This is a genomic window from Aeromonas sp. BIGb0445, assembly GCF_024809075.1.
Classification (GTDB): Bacteria; Pseudomonadota; Gammaproteobacteria; order Enterobacterales; family Aeromonadaceae; genus Aeromonas; species Aeromonas rivuli.
Window position 1 is genome coordinate 383,575 of sequence record NZ_JANUES010000001.1, and the last position, 20,516, is coordinate 404,090.

A 20,516-nucleotide genomic window follows, 5' to 3' on the forward strand; every position below is an offset into this window, starting at 1 on the left:
TGCCCGCTGTGAATGGCTATCGTCTTTCTTGTTCAAAACTATCTATTACCGATTAACAGGAGGCCGGGTGTTCGAGAGGGAGTGTCTGGAGATAGCGCAGAGTTGTGAGGAGCGGATGCTGGGGCGGGAGGGACTGCCCTTGCTCGGCGAGGCGGGGGTCTTTCTGACCGGTCTGTCGGTGCTGCGCGACCATTACCTTATCCAGCGCAACAGGCCCGCTTTTCATATCTTGCTGCTCAGCCACAGCGAGGGTGGCATGTTGCTGACCGGGCAGGGGGAGACGCCCATCCCGGCCGGGGCCTTGGTCTTTCTACCGGCCGCCCTGCCAGGTGGTCTGCGGCTGGCGGGGGAAAGCTGGCACACCAGCTGGATCCTGCTCGATGACGTGCCGCGCTGGCAGCATCTGCACCGGCTTGGCCATCGTTGCTGGGTCAGTCGCGAGGAGGAGTCGCTGCATCATCTATTGCAGCTGATGCACACAGAGGGCAGCCGTTCTGCCCTGCAGCCCCAACTGCTCTCTTTGCTGCTGACGCTGTTGGCCCGGGTGTTGCGCGGCGAGGCGAGGGGCACGCCCCTTGACCGGTTGCAAGGTTTGCAGCGTCTGGTGGAGGGGCGGCTCGATGAGCCCTGGACAGTCCCCCGGCTGGCCAGTCTGATGGCCTGCTCGGCGCCGCACTTGCACCGGCTCTGCCAGCAGGCGTTTGGTATGGGCCCCATGACCTGGTTGACGGGGCTGCGCATGGAGAAAGCGCGCCAGTTGCTGCTCTATACCGATTGGCCGCTCGGCGAGCTGGCCGGTCGGGTCGGTTACAGCGATGGCGCCAACTTTGCGAACCGTTTTCGCCGTGCGACTGGTCAGACCCCAGGTGAGTTTCGCCGGCTCGGTCGCAGACCCGTGGCGACCGGGGTTGCCCAGACGCACACCGATGGCTAAATCCTTTGAAATTGTTGGCCTAAGCCCATAGGATCCAGGGGCCACATCGTCAAGGTACCCAACCATGTTTGAAGATAATAATCAGAAACGTCCTCTCTACATTCCCTACGCCGGCCCCGCTCTATTAGAGACGCCACTGCTTAACAAGGGCAGCGCCTTCACCAGTGAAGAGCGCAGCAACTTCAACCTGGAAGGTCTGCTGCCCCAGAACATCGAAACCATCGAAGAGCAGGTGGAACGTGCCTATCGCCAGTTCATGGCCTTTGGCAACGACATGGACAAGCATATCTACCTGCGCAATATCCAGGATACCAACGAGACCTTGTTCTACCGTCTCATTCGGGATCACCTGACCGAGATCATGCCGATCATCTATACCCCGACTGTGGGCAAGGCATGTGAAGAGTTCTCCAACATCTATCGCCGCGCCCGTGGCCTCTTCATCTCCTACTCCGACAAGGACAGGATCGATGACATGCTGCAAAACGCCACCAAGCAAAACGTCAAGGTCATCGTCGTGACCGATGGCGAGCGCATCCTGGGTCTGGGGGATCAGGGCATAGGCGGCATGGGGATCCCCATCGGCAAGCTCTCTCTCTATACCGCCTGTGGCGGCATCTCCCCGGCCTATACCCTGCCGGTGGTGCTGGATGTGGGTACCAACAACCAGCAACTGCTCAACGATCCCTTCTACATGGGCTGGCGTCATCCGCGCATCTCGGGGGAGGAGTATTACGACTTCGTCGACGCCTTCATTCAGGCGGTCAAACGCCGCTGGCCCGACATCCTGCTCCAGTTCGAAGACTTTGCCCAGAGCAATGCCATGCCGCTGCTCAACCGCTACAAGGATGAGCTGTGCTGCTTCAACGATGATATCCAAGGCACGGCCGCCGTGACCCTGGGCAGCCTGATCGCCGCCTGCAAGGCCTCGGGGGCCAAGCTCTCCGAGAAGCGGGTCGCCTTCCTCGGTGCCGGCAGTGCCGGGTGCGGCATCGCCGAGCAGATAGTGGCGCAGATGAAGGCCGAAGGCCTGAGCGATGCGCAGGCCCGTGGCCGGGTATTCATGGTGGACAGATTCGGCCTCATCACCGACAAGATCCCCAACCAGCTCGACTTCCAGCGTCGCCTCTCCCAGCCGGTAGAGCAGATCAAAGAGTGGCCGGTGGGAGACAACATCTCCTTGCTGGAGGTGATGGAGCACGGTCGCCCGGATATCCTGATCGGGGTATCTGGCCAGCCCGGCCTCTTCACCGAAGAGGTGGTCAAGACCATGCACAAACACTGTGCTCGCCCCATCATCTTCCCGCTCTCCAACCCCACCTCCCGGGTGGAAGCGACCCCGGCGGATCTCATTCGCTGGACCGACGGCCAGGCGCTGGTGGCCACCGGCAGCCCCTTTGCTCCGGTCGAGTACAAGGGCAAGCGTTATGTCATCGCCCAGTGCAACAACTCCTTCATCTTCCCGGGGATAGGCCTTGGGGTGATTGCGTCGGGAGCCAAGCGGGTGACGGATGCCATGCTGATGTCGGCCAGCCGTGCCCTGGCGGAGTGCTCTCCCATGGTAAAAGGCGAGGATGGTTCACTGTTGCCGGATCTGGCAGATATCCACAAGGTGTCCCGTTACATCGCCAAGATGGTCGCCAAGACCGCCATGCTGCAAGGCAAGGCGGTGCAGACCCCGGACGAGGTGATCGACAAGGCCATCGAGGCTAACTTCTGGCGCCCTCTGTATCGACGTTATCGCCGTACCTCCTTCTAACGAAAGAGGCTGAAATAAAGAAGGGATGCCGCGGCATCCCTTTTTTATTTGCACAACGGAGGTGAGGGTTGTCAGGCCTTGGCGGGCTCGCTATCCATGGGCTCAGTGGCGGGCTGAGCGTCCACGGGCTGGGGCGTTTGCTCGGTCTGAGTGCCAGTGACCTTGACCTCTACCCGGCGATCCGGTGCCAGGCAGTTGATCAGTTCAGACTTGGGACTGATGCCATCACACTGGCTGCCGGTCACCGGATTGCTCTCACCCAGACCCTGGATGGAGACCTTGTCCGCGGGTAGACCCAGCCCTATCAGGGTATCGGCCACCGTCTGGGCACGGGCTTCGGACAGGGATTGGTTGTAGCCATCGGAACCGAGCCTATCTGTGTAGCCCATGACGGTTACCTGACCATCCTTGGGATTGACCGCCACTATCTGCTGGTAAAGATCTTCCAGTGCACTGCTGCCTTCGGCCCTGAGGGCTGACTTGTTGAACTCGAACAAGACATCGGAGCTCAGGGAGAAGCTCTTGTCGACCATGACGGGGGCGACGGCGGCGACCATGGGAGCGGCTACCGGCGCCACATAGGCATGGCGATTCGGATGAAATACCAGCTCCAGGGTCGCGACGCTCACGTCGGTGACCCAGCGATCCGTGCCGCTGCCCAGCTTGCCATTGTCGGGGTCATCACCGACCCGGAACATATAGCGGTAGCGGGCCTGAAGGTCGAGCCAGTCGGTCAACTGAGCCCCCATGCCCAGTCCCAGCAGAGGGGCATAGTCATTGTCCGAGCCATTGATGGTATCAACCTGATAGATATAGGCCCCCCCCTCGGCAAAGAGAGAGAAGATATCCCCAAGGGGCAGGCGACCTATGGCTGACAGGGTCGCACCCTGGCTGCTGAACTGTTCATCATCGACGCTCCAGTCACCCGTGTTGAGGTAACCCAGCTCGGCGCCAAAGTTTTCGGTAAAGTTGTAGCCGGCGAACAGGCTCCAGGCGGTGTCATTTTTGTCGACGTCATCGCCAAGATCGTCCAGATCATGACCAATGGCGACACCGCCACCGCCACCGAGATACCAGTCATTGGCCTGAGCTGGGAGGCTTGCAGCTGATGCGAATGCCACGGCAATCAGTGCAGATAACAGGCTTGGTTTCATCGCTTATCCTCTTTTTTGTTGTGCAAGAGTTGTTACGCACCATCTAGTTATAGCCATCGTCCATGATTTTGCTTGGCTGAACACAGACTTAGAGTGTCTGGGCTGTGAGCGGGATCCCAAGAAAGCGGAGGTGGCAAACCCTAAAGTGCGGTTGGGTCATACACGGCATGAGTGGTTTCAATTGAATGCTAAATATAAACGAAAAGAGGAGGCCATGGCCTCCTCTTTTCATCAACGGTATTTAGCCTGCTAGCAGGGCTTCACACTGTCATCATTACTGTTGCTGCTGCACTTCCTGTACGCCGGTCACACGCACTTCGACGCGGCGATCCGGTGCCAGGCAGGCGATCAGCTGAGCCTTGGCGTGGATGCCGTCGCACTGATTGCCAGTCACTGGGTTGGCTTCGCCTTGCCCTTCGATGGCAACCTTGCCAGCGGGGAGACCCTTGCCAACCAGGAAGTCGGCCACGGTGCGGGCACGGGCTTCTGACAGTTTCTGGTTAGAGGCGTCGGAACCGATACGGTCGGTGTAACCGACGACCACGGCGCTGCCATCTTTCGGCTGAACGTCGACGATCTGCTGATACAGACCGTTCAGGGCATCGACCCCTTCCGGCTTGAGGCTGGATTTGCCGAAGGCAAACAGCACGTCAGAGCTCATGGCGAAGTTCTTCTCGACGATGACCGGCTCGGGCTCGGCCACCACTGGCGCGGCGACCGGGGCCACATAGGAGGTGCGATTCGGGTGCAGAACCAGTTCCAGCGTGGCCACACTCATGTCGGTCTCCCAGATCATGTTGTTGCCAGTCTTGTTCTCGTCACCCACGTCCCACATGTAGCGGTAGCGAGCTTGCACGTCGATCAGATCAGACAGCTTGGCCGTCAGGCCAACACCCGCCAGCGGGGCTATGCCGTTGTCGCCGTCGTTGTTGCCTTTAGCGTGGAACACGTAGGCACCACCTTCAGCGAATACGGAGAAGATGTCGCCCAAAGGCAGGCGGCCGATCCCGGACAGGGTTGCGCCCTGAGTGGAGAAATCCACGCCATTGATGCCCGCTTTACCGGCGTAGAGGTAGCCAGCTTCGGCACCGAAGTTTTCGGTGAAGTTATAACCACCGAACAGACTCAGTGCGGTGGCGTCCTTGTCCACATCGGCATTCTTGCCAAAGTCTTCCAGGTCGTGGGTATAGGCCCAGCCGGCGGCGATACCGGTGTACCAGTCGTTATCAGCAGCCTGGGCTGCGGTGCTGCCTGCGGCCGCAAGGGCCAGGGCAATCAGGGTCGGTGCCACTTTCATTTTCATCGTTATATCCTCGTTGAGTTTGCCGCGTCATGGGCGAGCACTCTTAGTCATATGCAACGCATCCGGGAACCCGGATGGCATATCTCCGTGCTGTAGCACGGGCAGTATGAATGAATATGAAGGACTCTTGGCTACTCACGGCCGTAACGGCTTCCGTGGACAACTAACCGGTAGAGGCGCTTTTAATAATTCATCCAATACCTTACAAGCGTGATAACTGTATTCTTTTGGCTCACGTTGATCAAGTTACTGAACGAATATGCAGCATTTTGAGGGGAGCAGGCTGGCTGAGGAGATAAATGCGGGGGAGGGGTCGGACAGGGGTTGTCGTCAGGGTGTCAGATAAACGAAAGGGGATGCGATGCATCCCCTTCTTGCAGTCAGAATCTCGGAGAGATTACTGCTGAACTTCTTGCACGCCAGCAACGCGGACTTCAACACGACGGTCCGGGGCCAGGCAAGTGATCAGGTCAGCTTTAGCTTTGATACCGTCACACTGGTTGCCAGTGACCGGGTTGGCTTCGCCTTGACCTTCGATGGACACTTTACCAGCGGCCATGCCTTTACCGACCAGGAAGTCAGCTACGGTACGAGCACGAGCTTCGGACAGCTTCTGGTTGAAAGCGTCGGAACCGATGCGGTCGGAGTAACCAACAACTACGGCGCTACCGTCTTTCGGCTGAGCGTCGATGATTTGCTGGTACAGACCGTTCAGTGCATCAACACCTTCAGGCTTCAGAGTGGATTTGCCGAAGGCAAACAGCACGTCGGAGCTCATGGTGAAGTTCTTCTCAACGACGACCGGAGCAGGAGCTTCTTCAACGACAGGAGCGGCAACCGGCTCAACGTAGGAAGTACGGAACGGGTGGTAAACCACTTCCATAGTCGCAACGCTCTGGTTGGACTTGTAGTTGTCATCAGAGGTGTTGTAGGCAGCAGTGGACAGGTCAGAGACATTCCACATGTAGCGATAACGAGCCTGCAGATCCAGGGCGTCGTTCAGCTTGTAGGTCAGACCCAGGCCAGCCAGCGGGGAAACGCGAGTATCGCCAGTTTCCAGACCGTCGGTGTGAGCCCAGTAGGCGCCGCCTTCAGCGAAGATGGACAGGTCCTTGGCAACCGGCAGACGAGCGATACCAGACAGGGTGGCACCCTGGTTCTCGTAACGGGAGCCTTCGGTGTTACCACGGCCAGCGTACTGGTAGCCCAGTTCGGTACCGAAGTTCTCGGTGAAGTTGTAACCAACGAAAGCGTTAGCAGCGGCTGCATCTTCGGTGCCATCGTCAACACCGTTGACGTTGTTCAGACCGTTGAAGTGAGCAGCACCAACACCGGCACCGAAGTAGATATCGTCAGCGGCGTTAGCAGCAGTAGCACCCAGAGTAGCCATGGCGATGGCAATCAGGGAAGGGGCCATTTTCATCATAAATATATCCTCGTTGAGATGGCACGTTGATCACGTGCTTCGCACTTTTTGATTTATGTAAGCTGCAGGCTCTGCCAACGATGGCAAGGAGTCTGACAGGGATCCCGTGTTAACCGGGATCTCTCTCATCCATGAAGAGGGGGTCTGTGTTTGCACACTTTTCACCCACCAAAAAAGGGTGTCAATCCGATGACGATGCGCACTGTATTCCCATTTCAAACCATGATCAAGTTCACAAAAGAGACCTGAGCCAATTTGTGTCGCTGCCGCAAGCTGGGGTTCAGCATTGTTGTTCAGTGGTCTAAGTAGGTCCTATGCAACCGCTTTTCAAGCTTCATATAGACCTCAACCCAGTCTGGTCGCGGGATAGCGATGTCCTGGCGTGCCACCAGCACGGCGAGCAAATCTTGTTCGGTAGCCGAATCGAGCAGGGGAGTGAAACTGAGTAAAAAATGTTTGGCCAGATAGGGATCGAGAGGCCAGATATTGAGGATGGCGCGCGCGACAGGTTGCACGGCGGCGGGGCAGATGAAGTGGCGATGACCGGCTTCGAGCCAGAGGCCCATCTCCCGCAGACCCGATTCGGGGACCAGCTGACCTTGCCCGGGCTCCTGGGCCAGTTGAATATGCTGTCCATTATGGAGGGTGAGAGTGCCATCATCTTGCAAGGCGCCGTCATGGCCACGCAGTGCCAACCCGGCTTGCTCCTGGGCCAGATAGAGGCTGATGCGCTCAGGCAGGGCCGGGAGTATCTCGGTGGCCAGCGCCATCATGGCTTCAGGTAATAAGAAGGCTTCCGCTCGATAATGCTGGCCTTGTTGCAGTTGCAGGGCGAGATCCTGCGGGACGGGGCTCGGATGCAGACGGGATATTATTCCAGGAAACGCCATTTTTGTTACTCGTTATAGAGGGTCAATCGATTATACGGAGGATTCAACGGGCCTCCATAAAGGTTTCTCTTCGAGACTGTTTACCTTGAGCGATTGAGCGATTACCATCCCCGAGGTTTTTAAGGGTTGTCGCCAAAAGGCGTTTATAAGATAGAGGCTCGACCATAACGAGTCCGTTCAAAACTGATACACTTGACTACGAGTCGTCGCGAAAAATAAGGCGGAGTCAATCCGCCATACGGAGTATGGAACCATTATGAATTCAAACATTGACACTGTTGGCAAGAAGATCCGCCAGATCCGCGAAGCCGTCGGCCTGAGCCGTCCCAAGTTTGCCGATCTGCTGGGTGTTCCCCCCACCACCCTGAAAAACTACGAACTCGGCTACCGTGAAGTCGGTGGCGCCTTCCTGGTTGCCCTGGCCCATCACCCGGAACTGCACAAGTTCACTCTCTGGCTGCTCGCCGACAAGAAAGTCGCCGAGATTGGTCAGATAGGTCCGGACGATCTCGCCAAAGGCTGAGCCTGAGATTGCGCCCATGAAAATGCCGCCCAAGGGCGGCATTTTTTTATCTTTTTTCCCCGCCAGCACGCTGCAACTTCTCTCTCCCTGTCGCCCCATTCGCGCAGTTTGTCGCAGGATCGCCATCCCCTGATTTCCCCCTAGAATTCCAGTAATACAACATCAGGGTGAGAGATGAGCATGACAAGCACTCAGGTTCGAGATGGCTTTACCAGCAAGTTTGGCGTGCTGGCCGCGACGCTGGGTTCGGCGGTCGGCCTTGGCAATATCTGGAAATTTCCCTACCTGACGGGGGAAAATGGTGGGGCCAGTTTCCTGCTGGTCTACCTGATTGCCACCTTGCTGGTCGGTTTGCCGGTGATGATCACCGAGATGATGCTGGGCCGCAGAGGAAAAGCCGATGCGGTCAGCACCCTGATCAAGCTGGCACCCAAGGGACAGGCCTGGTGGCTGGTTGCCCTGATGGGGGTGGGGGCCGCCTTCCTTATCATGTCTTTTTACTCCGAGGTCGCGGCCTGGGTGTTTGCCTATATCTTCAAGGGGATTGGCGGCACCATCCTCTCTACGGATCCTGCCGTGACGGGGGCCGCCTTCAATGCACTCATCAAGGATCCGCTGCAGAGCCTGCTCTGGCAGTGGCTGGTATTGGCGCTGATGGGGAGCATATTGCTGATGGGGGTCTCAAGGGGCATAGAGGCGGTGACCAAGAAGTTGATGCCGCTGCTATTCATCCTGCTGCTGGTGATAGGGGCTCGCAGCCTGACGCTGCCCGGGGCGAGGGAGGGATTGATTTTCTTGTTTTCACCGGACTTTTCCAAATTAAGTGCCGGGGTGGTGCTCACCGCCATGGGCTTGGCGTTTTTCAAGCTATCCATTGGCATGGGCTGCATGATCACTTACGGCAGCTATTTTCGGGACGATCAGCACATACCGGCGACAGCATGTCGAGTGATGTGCGCCGATCTCTTCGTCTCCATGCTGGCGGGGATAGCCATCTTCCCGGCGGTATTTGCCTTTGGATTTGAGCCAAGTGCAGGCCCCGCTCTGCTGTTCATTACCATCCCTGCGGTGTTTGCCAGCATCCCCTTTGGTCAGGTATTCATGGTGCTCTTCTTCGTACTCAGTGCCATCGCGGCCACCGGGGCCATGCTCTCCATCCTGGAGGTGCCGGTCTCCGTGTTGTCGGAGCGATTTGGCCTGAGCCGCCCCAGAGCCACCCTCATCAATCTGCTGCTCCTGGCCTTGATTGGGTCGAGCTGTGCGCTCTCCAACAGCACCCTGGCCGGGGTGACGGTAGCGGGCAAGAGCTTCTTCGATCTGTTCGACTTTATCTCCTCCAATGTGTTGATGCCGCTCGGTGGCATTCTGCTCTGCCTGTTCGTGGGCTGGGTATGGGGATTCGAGCGGATGAAGGAGGCGCTGACCAATGGCGGGACCCTGCACTTAAGGATCCTCAAACCCCTGTTTTTCGTGGTGCGTTATGTGTCGCCCCTCTTGATCCTGATCGTCATGCTCAAAGGATTGGGGCTCTTCTAGGCCGGGAGGCCGCCGTAAAAAGAGCGCCTCGGGGCGCTCTTTTTATTTAGCGGGGATGCGGGCTTAGAGCGAGGGCTCGGGGGCGCTAGCGAGCAGGCCGAGCCGGGTCAGCTCCTCTTTGAGCTGATGGGCGTTACGCTCGACGCAGGCCTCGCCTTCCTCAATGGCTTCCCCTGCCCGGTGAAAATCCATGATGGAGAGATTGCCAAGGCGGGGGCAGAGCTGGATCTCCGGCGGATCCCCCGCCATGCGCGCCCGGGTGATCCGCTCCTGCATGATATTGAGGGTGCTGCTCATCACATTCCACATGCCGGGCGGCGTCGGGTTGCCGTTGCCACCCCGGTTGAACCACTGACCGAACAGTCCGCTCTGGGGTTCGACCACCTCATCCGGCTCATGACTCCAGGGCTGGTGCAGATCGGTGTTGAGGTTGACGGCGATCACCACCTCGGCCCCCATGGCGCGGGCCAGCGAGATGGGCACGGGATTGACCACGGCGCCATCGACCAGCCACTGCTCATTGAGCAAGGTTGGCGTCAACAGGCCTGGCATGCCACAGGAGGCGCGTACACACTGGCGCAAGGGTCCCTCTTTGAGCCAGATCTCGCGGCCGGTATCGAGTTCAGTGGCGATGCAGGAAAATGGCATGGGCAGGTCTTCTATGTTGGGCTCCCCCAGGTGGCCACCGGCGATGCCAAACACCTTCTCGCCGCGAAACAGGCCGCCAGAGAGGGCGGGATCCAGCATGCTGACCACCTGCAACCGGGTAAAGCCACGCACCCACTCCTCCAGGTTGTCGAGGGCACCTGCCGCGTAGGCGGCACCGACGAAGCTGCCAATGGAACAACCGGCCACCAGATCGGGTTTGACCCCAAGCCGCTCCAGGCCCCGTATTATACCTATGTGCGACCAGCCTTTGGCGGCGCCGCTGCCAAGGGCGAGTCCCAGTCTGGGTCTTCGTGCCACTGTGTTACTCCTTGATGATGGTGAATTGCCGCATGAGGGACCGGGCAAGAGGTGCATTCGGGAGGCGGGGCGGTTAATGCTTGTGCTGCGCCTGTTACCTTTTGTCACACTTATACATAGTCACGGCAAGAACTGGGGCTAGAATGGCCCTCTATTGTGAAATTCATACCCTTGTTTGCTGGATCCATCAATGAAAATGCGTAGCTGGCTGTTTCTCACGGTGCTCACCCTGCTGGTTATCGGGGCTTGGTATTACCGCTCTGGCGCGCCTGTTGCCAAGGGCGCGCCTCACCCTGTCAATATTCGAACCCAGACCGTCAGTCAGACCCTGACCGAACCCATGCTCAAGCTGGTCGGCAAGCTGGTCGCCAACCGCGCCGTGGTGGTGAGCCCGGAAGTGACGGGGCGCATCGTCCGCATCGCGGTCCATTCTGGTCAGCAGGTGAAGGCCGGGGATCTGTTGATCCAGCTCGATATCGGCAAACAGCAGGCCGAACTGGCCGAGCAGGGGGCGAGTGTTCGCGACGAGGAGCGCAAGCTGCGCGACATGAAGCGTCTGGTGGCCCGTGGCGCCGTGACCAGCTCCGAACTCGAGGGCCAGGAGGCCACCGTCGCCATGGCCCAGGCCAGGTTGGCGGCGGCTCGCTATGAGCTGAGCCTGCGTGAGCTGCGCGCGCCCTTTAATGGCACCGTCAGCCTGATTGATCTCAGCGAAGGGGCCCTGGTCAGCAATGGCGACAGCCTGCTGCACCTGGACGAGCTTGCCAAGCTGCGTCTGGATTTGGCCGTACCCGAGCGTTATCTCTCCTTGCTGCGCCCCGGCATGACGGTCACCGCGACCAGCTCCGCCTGGCCGGATCAAGGGTTCCGCGGCACCCTGGAGACGGTCGATAGCCGGGTTTCCGACAGTAGCCAGAACATCAAGGCCAGGGTCATTTTCCCCAACGACACCGGTCAGCTGCGCCCCGGCATGCTGCTCAGTGTCTCCCTGGCGTTGCCCGCCCAGCAGATGACGCTGATCCCGGCCCAGTCGGTGGAGTATCTCGGTGAGCAGCGCTTCGTCTATCGCCTCGAGGCCGATGGCCGGGTCAAGCGCCTGCCGGTGATCCTGGGTGAAACCCAAGGGGAGCAAGTCTGGGTGACTGAGGGGCTCAAGGCGGGGGACCGCATCGTGGTGGAGGGGCTGGTCAACCTGCGGGATGGCTTGCTGGTCAAGGACTTGGCGAAGGTGAACGGCTGATGTGGCTCTCCGATATATCAGTACGCCGCCCCTTGGTGGCGGTGGTGATCAGTGCCCTGCTCACGGTATTTGGCCTGGTCGCGTTCAGCAAATTGACGGTGCGCGAGATGCCCGATGTGCAGACGCCGTCGGTCTCCATCACCACGACCTATGAGGGGGCGGCCCCCGAGGTGATGGAGACTCAGGTCACCAAGCCCATCGAGGACCAGCTCTCGGGGATCAGCGGCATAGAGAACATCAACTCCTCGACCCGCAAGGGGCGCTCCAGCATCACGGTGGAGTTCAAGCTCGGCTGGAACATGGTCGAGGGGGTATCGGATGTGCGCGATGCCATCTCCCGCGCGCGCACCAAGCTGCCCGATGATGTGGATGAACCCCTGATCACCAAGGACAGCGGCAATGGCGATGTCGCCATCTGGCTCAACTTCAGCAGCAGCCAGATGGACAGAACCGCCATGACGGATTATGCCAACCGGGTGTTGGTGGATCCCCTGAGTCTGGTGGACGGGGTGAGCGAGGTGATGCTGTCGGGAGATCTGGAGCGGGTCATGTATGTGCGACTGCGCCCGGTGGACATGGCCGCGCGCGGCATCAGCGTCACTGACGTTGAGGACGCCCTGACCCGGGAGAACATAGAGCTGCCCGGCGGCGAGATCCGCAACAACAGCATGACGGTGGCGGTGCAGATAGAGCGGCTCTACAACACGGCCGCCGATTTTCGTCGTCTGCAGATCACCACGGCCGCCAATGGTCAGCCGGTCTATCTTGCCGATATTGCCGACGTGGACGTGGGGGCCAAGAACGAAGACAGCGCCTACCAGCGCAATGGCAAGGAGAGCCTGGGGATAGGCATCATCCCCCAGTCCACGGCCAACCCGCTGGCGGTGGCCGAGGGTATCTCCCAGAAGATGACCCAGATGCAGCGCTTCTTGCCGGAAGGGGCCAGCCTGGAGGTCGATTATGACTCCACCATCTTCATCAAGCAGTCCATCGACGAGGTCTACCACACCCTCGCCATCAGCGCCGTGCTGGTGGTGGCCGTGCTCTATCTCTTCCTGGGGCAGGGGCGCACGACGCTGATCCCGGCCATCACTGTGCCCGTGTCGCTCGTCTCCGCCTTTATCGGCGCCTGGTATCTCGGTTTCTCCATCAATCTCATCACGTTGTTGGCGCTCATCCTCGCCATCGGCCTGGTGGTGGATGACGCCATCGTGGTGGTGGAGAACATTCACCACCATCTGCAACGGGGCGAGCCGCCGTTATTGGCGGCCTGGCACGGTACCCGCGAGGTGGGCTTTGCCGTGGTAGCCACCACCGCCGTGCTGGTGATGGTGTTTGTGCCCATCGCCTTCATGGATGGCATGGTGGGCAGGCTCTTTACCGAGTTTGCCATTTTGCTCTCCCTGGCGGTGATCTGCTCCTCCCTGGTCGCCCTGACCCTGACCCCCGCCATGGGCTCCTGGCTGATGCGGGCCAAGGAGACCTCCAACCCGCTGACCGCGGCCCTGGATCGCAGTTTGGGCAAGGTTGAAGAGCACTATCGCCGCCTGCTCGGCTGGCTGTTGCCCCGCTCCGGCTGGGCGCTGCTGATGTTGCTGCTCTGTCTGGTCGGCAGTGTCGGTCTCATCAAGCTGCTGCCCGCCAACCTGACCCCGACCGAAGACAGAGGGGTGGTCTATGTGTTCGTCAAGGGGGCAGAGGGCACCAGCATCGAGCGGATGAAACGCAATATGCAACAGGTCGAAGCCGCCATCATGCCCCTGCTTGGCCAGGGGGTGGTGCAGGCCATGAGTTTCAGCACCCCGGCCTTCGGGCGGGGAGGGGATCAGACCGGCATGACCATCATTCAGCTCACCGATTGGGCCAAGCGTGACCAGAATGCCACCGCCTTCACCAAGGAGCTGGCGACCCTGCTCTCCGATATCCCGGATGTGACCATCAGACCCTTCCAGCCCGGTTTCAGGCGCGGCTCGACCGCCCCGGTGCAGTTCGTGTTGCAGGGGGGGGATTTTGGCGAGCTCAACCAGGTGGGCAATCAGCTCAAGGCGCTGGCTCAGCAGAGCGGCCTGATGACCAACCCGGATCTCGATTACGCCGAGAAGACCCCCGAGCTGCGGGTGACCATAGACCGCGACAGGGCCAGCGAGCTGGGGATCCCGGTGTCGACGGTGGCCAACAGCCTGCAGACCCTGCTCGGCGGCAGTACCAAGACCACCTATGTGGACAGGGGCGAGGAGTATGACGTCTATCTGCGCGCCGACCAGACCAAGCTCAATGGCGCCTCGGATCTCAGCCGCATCTATCTCAAGGCCGCCACCGGCGAGATGGTGAGCCTCTCGACCCTGGCCAGTTTCAAGCAGGTGGCCAGTCCAAACCGGCTCAACCACTATCAGCGCCAGAAGGCGGTGACCCTGACTGCTGACCTGGCGCCGGGCCACACCCTGGGCGAGGCCCTGGATATGCTCGATGGCTGGGCCAACGACAATCTGCCAGCGGGCATGACGGTAGATTACGCCGGAGACTCGAAAGATTATCGCGATAACCAGGGAGAGATGGCGCTGGTGTTCGGTCTGGCGCTGCTGGTGGTCTATCTGGTGCTGGTGGCCCAGTTCGAGAGCCTGATCACCCCGGCCGTGGTGATGATGACGGTGCCGCTCGGCATCTTCGGCGGCCTGCTCGGCCTCTGGCTGACGGGGCAGGAGATGAACATCTACAGCCAGATTGGCCTGATCATGCTGATCGGCATGGTGACCAAGAACGGCATCCTGATCGTGGAGTTCATCAACCAGCTGCGCCAGCGTGGTGAAGCCTTCGAGGCGGCCATCATTGCCGGGGCCGTGCGCCGGTTGCGGCCTATTCTGATGACCTCGCTCACCGCCGTGATGGGGGCCGTGCCGCTGATGCTCTCCATGGGGGCCGGCTATGAGAGCCGGATGACGGTGGGGACTGTGGTCTTCTTCGGACTCTCCTTGGCGACCCTGGTGACTCTGCTGCTGATCCCAGCCTGTTATCACCTGCTCGCCAAGCGGGCCGGCATGACGGGTCAGCGCAGTCTGCAAGTGGACGAGGCCATCGGCACCGCGCCCCGAGTATGACGAGGCCCACCATATGGTGCGAGCCGGGAACCCGATGACGCAACACCGTTAGCCGTTGACTATATTGAGTTCATGGTCTACCGGAGATGCCCATCTTGATCTTGTCACGTCGTGAAGCAGCGCCTCTGCTCTGCCTGTGTTGCGGACTCCTGCTAGTAGGGGTGAGCGAACCGGGGAGGCTGCTGCTTGCCGGCCTGTCCGTCTATCTCATTGGCGGTCTGGTCTGGTATCAACTCAGCCAGCCACGCAGCAATGGCAGGCGCAAGCAAGCGTGGCCGCTCTGGCTCTACGAGAGCCGCCCCTTCGTCATGATCCTGCTGGGGTTGCTGATGCTGCGCGAGGCGACCCACCCCCTGTTCCTGCTGCCTGCGCTGTTCTGGTTGCTGCTCGGCGGTTATCAGCTCTGGCTGCGCCATCAGCACAGATTCTGGCGCCGACGCGCCCCTGCCTTGCGTCCCCTCTAAGGCCATCCTCCGTGATGGCCTTATCCCTTGCCTTAACAGGGATAAAAAGCCATCGCCCCCGCTGGGCTCTGCCGGTATAATGCGCGACCCGAATTGTTCCAGGTGTTCAAAATGCAGCCGGTTACCAACTTGTTTTCCTATCCCCGTTACTGGGCAGAGTGCTACGGCACCGCCCCCTTCCTGCCCATGTCCCGGGCGGAGATGGATAAACTCGGCTGGGACAGTTGCGACATCATCCTGGTCACGGGGGATGCCTATGTGGATCACCCCAGCTTCGGCATGGCGGTCATCGGCCGCATGCTCGAATCCCAGGGCTTTCGGGTTGGCATCATCGCCCAGCCGGACTGGTCATCGAAAGAAGACTTCATGCGCCTGGGCAAGCCGAACATCTTCTTCGGGGTGACGGCGGGCAACATGGACTCGATGATCAACCGCTACACCTCCGACAAGAAGCTGCGTCACGATGATGCTTACACCCCGGGGGATGTGGGTGGCAAGCGGCCGGATCGGGCAACTCTGGTCTATACCCAGCGCTGCAAGGAGGCCTTCAAGGAGGTCCCCGTGGTCATCGGCGGCATCGAGGCTTCCCTGCGCCGTATCGCCCACTATGACTACTGGTCCGAGACCATACGCCGCTCCATACTGCTGGACGCCAAGGCTGACATCCTCATCTATGGCAACGCCGAGCGGCCGCTTATCGAAGTGGCCCATCGCCTGGCGGCGGGAGAGACCATCGCCACCATGCAGGACATTCGCGGCACCGCCGTGATCCGCAAGGAGCCGCTGCCCGAGTGGCGCGGGGTGGATTCCAGCAAGCTGGACCGCATCGGTCGCATCGATCCCATCATGAATCCCTATATGGAAGGGGCGCCCTGCAGCGATGACGAGGGCACGGCCCCCATGGAGCAGGAGGCCAAGCCCGTGCTGGTGCAGCCTCCCAAGCAGAAGCCCTGGGAGAAGACCTACGTCAAGCTGCCGGCCTTCGAGCGAGTAAAGGAAGACAAGGTGCTCTACGCCCACGCGTCGCGCATCCTGCACCACGAGACCAACCCCGGCTGCGCCCGGGCGCTCGCCCAATCCCACGGCGATCGCATCATCTGGGTCAACCCGCCCGCCTTCCCGCTGGAAACCGACGAGATGGATGGGGTGTTTGGCCTGCCTTATCAGCGGGTGCCGCACCCGGCCTATGGCAAAGAGAAGATCCCGGCCTACGAGATGATCAAGACCTCGGTCAACATCATGCGCGGCTGCTTCGGTGGCTGCTCCTTCTGCTCCATCACCGAGCACGAGGGGCGCATCATCCAGAGCCGCTCGGAAGAGTCGATCTTGAAAGAAATCATCGATATCCGCGACAAGGTGCCGGGCTTCACCGGCGTCATCTCGGATCTTGGCGGCCCCACCGCCAACATGTACAAGTTGCGTTGCAAGAGTGCCAAGGCCGAGCAGACCTGCCGGCGCGCCTCCTGCGTCTGGCCGACCATCTGCCCGCACATGGACACCGACCACACCCCGACCATCGATCTCTACCGCAAGGCGCGCGACATCAAGGGGATCAAGAAGATACTGATCGCCTCCGGGGTGCGTTACGACATCGCCGTGGAAGATCCGCGCTACATCCGCGAGCTGGCTAAACATCACGTCGGTGGCTACCTGAAGATTGCCCCCGAGCACACCGAGGAGGGGCCGCTCTCCAAGATGATGAAGCCGGGCATGGGCAGCTACTACCAGTTCAAGGAGCTGTTCGACAAGTACTCGAAAGAGGCTGGCAAGGAGCAGTACCTGATCCCCTACTTCATCTCGGCCCACCCGGGCACCACGGATGAAGACATGGTGAACATGGCGCTCTGGATCAAGGAGAACCGCTTCAAGCTCGATCAGGTGCAGAACTTCTACCCGTCGCCGCTCGCCAACGCGACCACCATGTATTACACCGAGAAAAACCCCCTCGGCAAGATCAGCCGCCAGAGTGAGGACGTGTTCGTGGTCAAGGGCGAGCGTCGTCGTCGCCTGCACAAGGCGCTGCTGCGCTATCACGATCCGGCCGGCTGGCCCATGATCCGCGAAGCCCTGCTGGAGATGGGCAAGGGCCACCTGATAGGCAACGGCCCTAGCTGCCTGGTGCCGCCGGAAGGACGCGGCGAGGTCAAAGCCGAGCGCAGTCTCAACAAGGGGCTGAAACCGGCCCTGACCCGCCACAGCGCCATCACCCATCAGCGGGGCAATGGGGCGGGTAACAAGGCCGCCCGCAGCGAGGCTGGTGCAGGTAATGCCCCGGCGGCCAGCAGAAATGGCGGCAAGGCGGGCAATGGCAAGCCCGCGGCGCAAGGTACAGGTCAGGGCAAACCAGCGGGGCAGGGTAAACCTGCTCATAATGGCAAGGCCCCGACCCGCGCGGGCTCTGCCAAACCCGCCGCTCAGGGCGGCAAGCCTGCGGCTAAAGGAAATGCAGCCAAGCGACCGGCTCGGTGATATTTCCCTGATAGGAAAGTGATAGAAAAAAGGCGACCAGATGGTCGCCTTTTTATTTCTTGACATATATCAGTTTACCATAACAACTCATGTTATGAGTCGGTGGAGCAGATGCAGACAGACCTAGACAGCTACCTGCAGCACTACAACACCTCAAGGTAGGGTGATGGAAGGACAGACCCCCTACAGCATGTCCAAAAAGGGTTTGAAATTGATACCGAAGAAGTGCGCTCTAAAATATAGTAAACAAGACACCGGTTTGAGGCCGGTGTCAGGTGATAACTAGATCTGTACAGTCTATACAATCAGTTAACTATTTTTGCGGTGAAACAGCAAGATACTTCTTCTTATCTATATAAACGGTCACAATATCTATCAGTTTCGAAAGAACAATTATGCTATTATCAACCAACTCCTTTATTTTTACATTATTAAATCCAGAACTTGCACCTAAAAGAGTCACCTCACCATGAGCAATACTGTTTCTCTTATTCTTAACTGTTAAGATAGAGTCAGCTACGTCTTGAGGAAACTCAAAGAATGACATCCCATATGTTGAAAATATATCCTTGGCTTTTCGAATGTCAATATTTCCCGAAAAGAGCTTTTTCTTATTTAGGTAATCCTCTAATTGAGGAAACTTAAGTTCGCAATCCTGTAGCATTTTTAAGGCCTGAGGATTAACATTCCCAATTTTGCTAAAGTGATACTCAATAAATATTTTTTTCATTTTCTGAGACAGAATATGATAATCAACTAAATTAACCTCTTTGTGAACTTTTTCAAATAAAGCATAAAATGTCGCTTCTATATTATTATAAATCGCAACAAAAAGGCTGGACTTCAATATAAGGACAGTATTTACTGACCTTGGTTTCAAAGTCATATCTTCAATGTGCTGAAACAAGTGATTTATAGTTTCGCACCTGTCATTAAAATCACTTTTGATGACATTCATATCACGCTCTCTGTTTATCTGACAGCCTAAGCAAGGAATTACAAACAAAGTCAATACGTGATTTTAGAGTAGCGGTAGCATGGGTTTTATACTCCCCTGCTATAACTTTCGAAAACTCCCTTTTAGATGTCCAGAATCTAACATCTATTTTTTCAGTCAGTTTGAGGTCTGGTTTTTTCTCTAATGCAAGATGAACACCTACGGAAATAGCTTCAAAAAGGATCCTTGATGTATCCATTCCCTCTGCTTTCGAAAAACCAAACATGAAATTATCAGAGACAAAATCCACCATCCTATTAAAAGCAACTCTTTTATTACTCTCAACGTCCTTGGTGAATCTTTCATTTTCACTTTGCATGTATTCATCCAAAGCTCTTGTGACACTTCGAGAAAAATTCGTGTATTTTGGATAGTTATCAGTCATAGCAAAAAAGCGGACAATTAATTCCTCATATTCTTGTCTATTTTTAACAGCTTTAGACAAGATTATCATTTCCCTGAATTTTTTATTTAAAGAACATTCCTTGTAAATGAAGTCTGTGAATGGGCCATGATAGATTCCCTTTCTCGTCTCCATGTTTCTTAAAAGGTCAGCACCTTTGTTAATCCTTTCAAAAAGATCATTTTTCATCTCCTCTGATGCTGTTTCAGCAAGAACTATTATACTCATGGCTGTATTTTTGAACTTTCTCTGCCGGGAAATTTCGAGTGAAGAAAAAACATGGCCATTAAGAGACGTTATTTTTTTCAAACCACTTAGCTCAAGTTCGTCATGGATAAAAGCACTTAATGTCCTAATTCTTTGAGAACCATCCACAATCTCAAATCTACCGTTGCTACCCTCAGCAATAAAAATTGATGGTACAGGTAATCCAAGCATAATAGATTCAATCATTTTTGATTGTCTATTTTCATCCCATACGAAATCACGTTGGTATTCAGGGACATAAATTTCATTTGTATCGTCCTCAAAACCACTTTTGTATTTACTAACTATTAGTTCAATTGTGAAGTCCCTTGTATCATAAGCGACTTCTTTTTTTAACTTGTTAATTTGAGTTTCTATATCCATACTTTACCTCTTTGATTATTAACTGCAGTGATAGTTTCTATAAACATATTATTAGCAGTCGTATTTTCTAAATTAAGTATTTTCCTTAACCCAATAAAATTTTTTTCTTAATTTAACAGGGAAATCTGGGACACCTACCTTTCTATGTGAGGCGTAACACCACCACCACGCTACCGCACGTGGATTACAGCTTCCAATATGCATCATTGACCAGCGAGGGCAGACACCCATCGCAGTTAACAGGTTCTGGATGGTTATGGTAAGCCAAACGAAGCCTCTCAAGCGAGCAGCAAAAGTGAGGCCATCATCAGAGAATTCTCGTTTTTTGAGCCCTGTCATCAAAGCGTGGCGGCAGAGGCGATAAAAGCAGTCAGGCGGGGGCGGCTTTGCTATCTTGTGCGGCCAGGTTCCATTGATAGGGGGAGGCATGATGGCCACCCCCGATAAAGCATCAGGGCGGGCACTTGTCCCCTGCACAGGAGTAGTCAGATGACGGTCAGAGTCAAATCCAAGCTTGAGAAGATAGGCAGTGGCACCGGGCTGCTGCTGGGGATCATCGCCTTCAATCTGCTGGCCCCGCTGCTGTTTGAGAAGAGGGAGGGGTTTGATCCTGTCCAGATGGTGTTTGCCATCGCCAGCGCCGTGATCTGCTCGGAATTGGGTGCCCGTCTGGGCAGACTGGTCGATGAGCGGGGCAAGTCCAAAAATTGACATCCTGACAGCGGGC

Annotated in this window: 16 protein-coding genes and 1 pseudogene; 10 read left to right on the forward strand and 7 right to left on the reverse strand. The window is 57.4% G+C overall.

Annotation, left to right across the window (positions count from 1 at the left end):
* Positions 1–115 precede the first annotated feature (115 nt).
* A complete protein-coding gene (locus tag M2367_RS01825; protein WP_259235836.1) occupies positions 116–934 on the forward strand; it encodes an AraC family transcriptional regulator in 819 nt (272 codons plus the stop codon).
* Positions 935–998: 64 nt separating this feature from the next.
* Positions 999–2,693: an NAD-dependent malic enzyme gene (locus M2367_RS01830; RefSeq protein ID WP_259235597.1), complete on the forward strand. Its 1,695-nt coding sequence runs from the start codon at positions 999–1,001 to the stop codon at positions 2,691–2,693.
* 71 nt (positions 2,694–2,764) lie between these two features.
* On the opposite strand, the gene M2367_RS01835 is transcribed toward M2367_RS01830, so the two are convergent.
* The 4 genes from M2367_RS01835 to M2367_RS01850 form a co-directional block, all read right to left on the reverse strand.
* Positions 2,765–3,847, reverse strand: a complete 1,083-nt coding sequence (locus M2367_RS01835; RefSeq protein ID WP_259235598.1) for an OmpA family protein — start codon at positions 3,845–3,847, stop codon at positions 2,765–2,767.
* Positions 3,848–4,121: 274 nt separating this feature from the next.
* The gene (locus M2367_RS01840; protein WP_259235599.1) at positions 4,122–5,150 is read right to left on the reverse strand and encodes an OmpA family protein; all 1,029 of its coding nucleotides are present in this window, start codon (positions 5,148–5,150) and stop codon (positions 4,122–4,124) included.
* A 397-nt stretch (positions 5,151–5,547) separates the two neighbouring features.
* Complete coding sequence (ompA, locus tag M2367_RS01845) at positions 5,548–6,576, reverse strand: porin OmpA (protein ID WP_042040659.1); 1,029 nt, start codon at positions 6,574–6,576, stop codon at positions 5,548–5,550.
* 293 nt (positions 6,577–6,869) lie between these two features.
* Positions 6,870–7,466, reverse strand: coding sequence for a hypothetical protein (locus M2367_RS01850; protein ID WP_259235600.1), 597 nt, complete (start codon positions 7,464–7,466; stop codon positions 6,870–6,872).
* A 256-nt stretch (positions 7,467–7,722) separates the two neighbouring features.
* Here M2367_RS01850 and M2367_RS01855 point away from each other — a divergent pair, with 256 nt between their 5' ends.
* The gene (locus M2367_RS01855) at positions 7,723–7,989 is read left to right on the forward strand and encodes a DNA-binding transcriptional regulator (RefSeq protein ID WP_042040657.1); all 267 of its coding nucleotides are present in this window, start codon (positions 7,723–7,725) and stop codon (positions 7,987–7,989) included.
* 180 nt (positions 7,990–8,169) lie between these two features.
* Positions 8,170–9,525 (forward strand): sodium-dependent transporter, encoded by a 1,356-nt coding sequence (locus M2367_RS01860; protein WP_404972837.1) that lies wholly within the window; start codon positions 8,170–8,172, stop codon positions 9,523–9,525.
* 63 nt (positions 9,526–9,588) lie between these two features.
* Here M2367_RS01860 and rssA read toward each other — a convergent pair whose 3' ends face one another.
* Positions 9,589–10,491: a patatin-like phospholipase RssA gene (gene rssA, locus M2367_RS01865; protein WP_259235602.1), complete on the reverse strand. Its 903-nt coding sequence runs from the start codon at positions 10,489–10,491 to the stop codon at positions 9,589–9,591.
* Between the two features lie 190 nt (positions 10,492–10,681).
* Between rssA and M2367_RS01870 the strand changes: the two genes are divergently transcribed.
* The 5 genes and pseudogenes from M2367_RS01870 to M2367_RS01890 all read left to right on the forward strand — a co-directional run.
* Positions 10,682–11,731 (forward strand): efflux RND transporter periplasmic adaptor subunit, encoded by a 1,050-nt coding sequence (locus M2367_RS01870; protein ID WP_042040654.1) that lies wholly within the window; start codon positions 10,682–10,684, stop codon positions 11,729–11,731.
* Positions 11,731–14,826: an efflux RND transporter permease subunit gene (locus M2367_RS01875; RefSeq protein WP_259235603.1), complete on the forward strand. Its 3,096-nt coding sequence runs from the start codon at positions 11,731–11,733 to the stop codon at positions 14,824–14,826. The genes M2367_RS01870 and M2367_RS01875 overlap by 1 nt, the downstream gene beginning before the upstream one ends.
* Positions 14,827–14,912: 86 nt before the next feature.
* Positions 14,913–15,290, forward strand: coding sequence for a hypothetical protein (locus M2367_RS01880; protein ID WP_259235604.1), 378 nt, complete (start codon positions 14,913–14,915; stop codon positions 15,288–15,290).
* A gap of 111 nt (positions 15,291–15,401) precedes the next feature.
* Entirely contained in the window at positions 15,402–17,759 is a 2,358-nt protein-coding gene (locus tag M2367_RS01885; RefSeq protein WP_259235605.1) for a YgiQ family radical SAM protein, read from the forward strand.
* Between the two features lie 90 nt (positions 17,760–17,849).
* Positions 17,850–18,045: pseudogene (locus tag M2367_RS01890) on the forward strand (hypothetical protein); the annotation flags it as partial.
* Positions 18,046–18,072: 27 nt separating this feature from the next.
* Here the strand turns inward: M2367_RS01890 and M2367_RS01895 are convergent.
* Together M2367_RS01895 and M2367_RS01900 are read right to left on the reverse strand one after the other, a co-directional pair.
* Entirely contained in the window at positions 18,073–18,717 is a 645-nt protein-coding gene (locus tag M2367_RS01895) for an MAE_28990/MAE_18760 family HEPN-like nuclease (RefSeq protein ID WP_259235606.1), read from the reverse strand.
* 1 nt (position 18,718) lies between these two features.
* Positions 18,719–19,789 carry a DUF262 domain-containing protein gene (locus M2367_RS01900; protein ID WP_259235607.1) on the reverse strand — a complete coding sequence of 357 codons (1,071 nt, stop codon included), beginning with the start codon at positions 19,787–19,789 and terminating at the stop codon, positions 18,719–18,721.
* Positions 19,790–20,278: 489 nt separating this feature from the next.
* On the opposite strand from M2367_RS01900, the gene M2367_RS01905 reads away from it, so the two are divergent.
* The gene (locus M2367_RS01905) at positions 20,279–20,500 is read left to right on the forward strand and encodes a hypothetical protein (protein ID WP_042040646.1); all 222 of its coding nucleotides are present in this window, start codon (positions 20,279–20,281) and stop codon (positions 20,498–20,500) included.
* Positions 20,501–20,516 lie beyond the last annotated feature (16 nt).

Coding starts and splice junctions, on each gene's coding strand:
- M2367_RS01825 (WP_259235836.1), top strand. CDS start 116: ATGCTGGGGCGGGAGGGACTGCCCTTGCTCGGCGAGGCGGGGGTCTTT.
- M2367_RS01830 (WP_259235597.1), top strand. CDS start 999: ATGTTTGAAGATAATAATCAGAAACGTCCTCTCTACATTCCCTACGCC.
- M2367_RS01835 (WP_259235598.1), bottom strand. CDS start 3,847: ATGAAACCAAGCCTGTTATCTGCACTGATTGCCGTGGCATTCGCATCA.
- M2367_RS01840 (WP_259235599.1), bottom strand. CDS start 5,150: ATGAAAATGAAAGTGGCACCGACCCTGATTGCCCTGGCCCTTGCGGCC.
- ompA (WP_042040659.1), bottom strand. CDS start 6,576: ATGATGAAAATGGCCCCTTCCCTGATTGCCATCGCCATGGCTACTCTG.
- M2367_RS01850 (WP_259235600.1), bottom strand. CDS start 7,466: ATGGCGTTTCCTGGAATAATATCCCGTCTGCATCCGAGCCCCGTCCCG.
- M2367_RS01855 (WP_042040657.1), top strand. CDS start 7,723: ATGAATTCAAACATTGACACTGTTGGCAAGAAGATCCGCCAGATCCGC.
- M2367_RS01860 (WP_404972837.1), top strand. CDS start 8,170: ATGACAAGCACTCAGGTTCGAGATGGCTTTACCAGCAAGTTTGGCGTG.
- M2367_RS01870 (WP_042040654.1), top strand. CDS start 10,682: ATGAAAATGCGTAGCTGGCTGTTTCTCACGGTGCTCACCCTGCTGGTT.
- M2367_RS01875 (WP_259235603.1), top strand. CDS start 11,731: ATGTGGCTCTCCGATATATCAGTACGCCGCCCCTTGGTGGCGGTGGTG.
- M2367_RS01880 (WP_259235604.1), top strand. CDS start 14,913: ATGCCCATCTTGATCTTGTCACGTCGTGAAGCAGCGCCTCTGCTCTGC.
- M2367_RS01885 (WP_259235605.1), top strand. CDS start 15,402: ATGCAGCCGGTTACCAACTTGTTTTCCTATCCCCGTTACTGGGCAGAG.
- M2367_RS01895 (WP_259235606.1), bottom strand. CDS start 18,717: ATGAATGTCATCAAAAGTGATTTTAATGACAGGTGCGAAACTATAAAT.
- M2367_RS01900 (WP_259235607.1), bottom strand. CDS start 19,789: ATGGATATAGAAACTCAAATTAACAAGTTAAAAAAAGAAGTCGCTTAT.
- M2367_RS01905 (WP_042040646.1), top strand. CDS start 20,279: ATGACGGTCAGAGTCAAATCCAAGCTTGAGAAGATAGGCAGTGGCACC.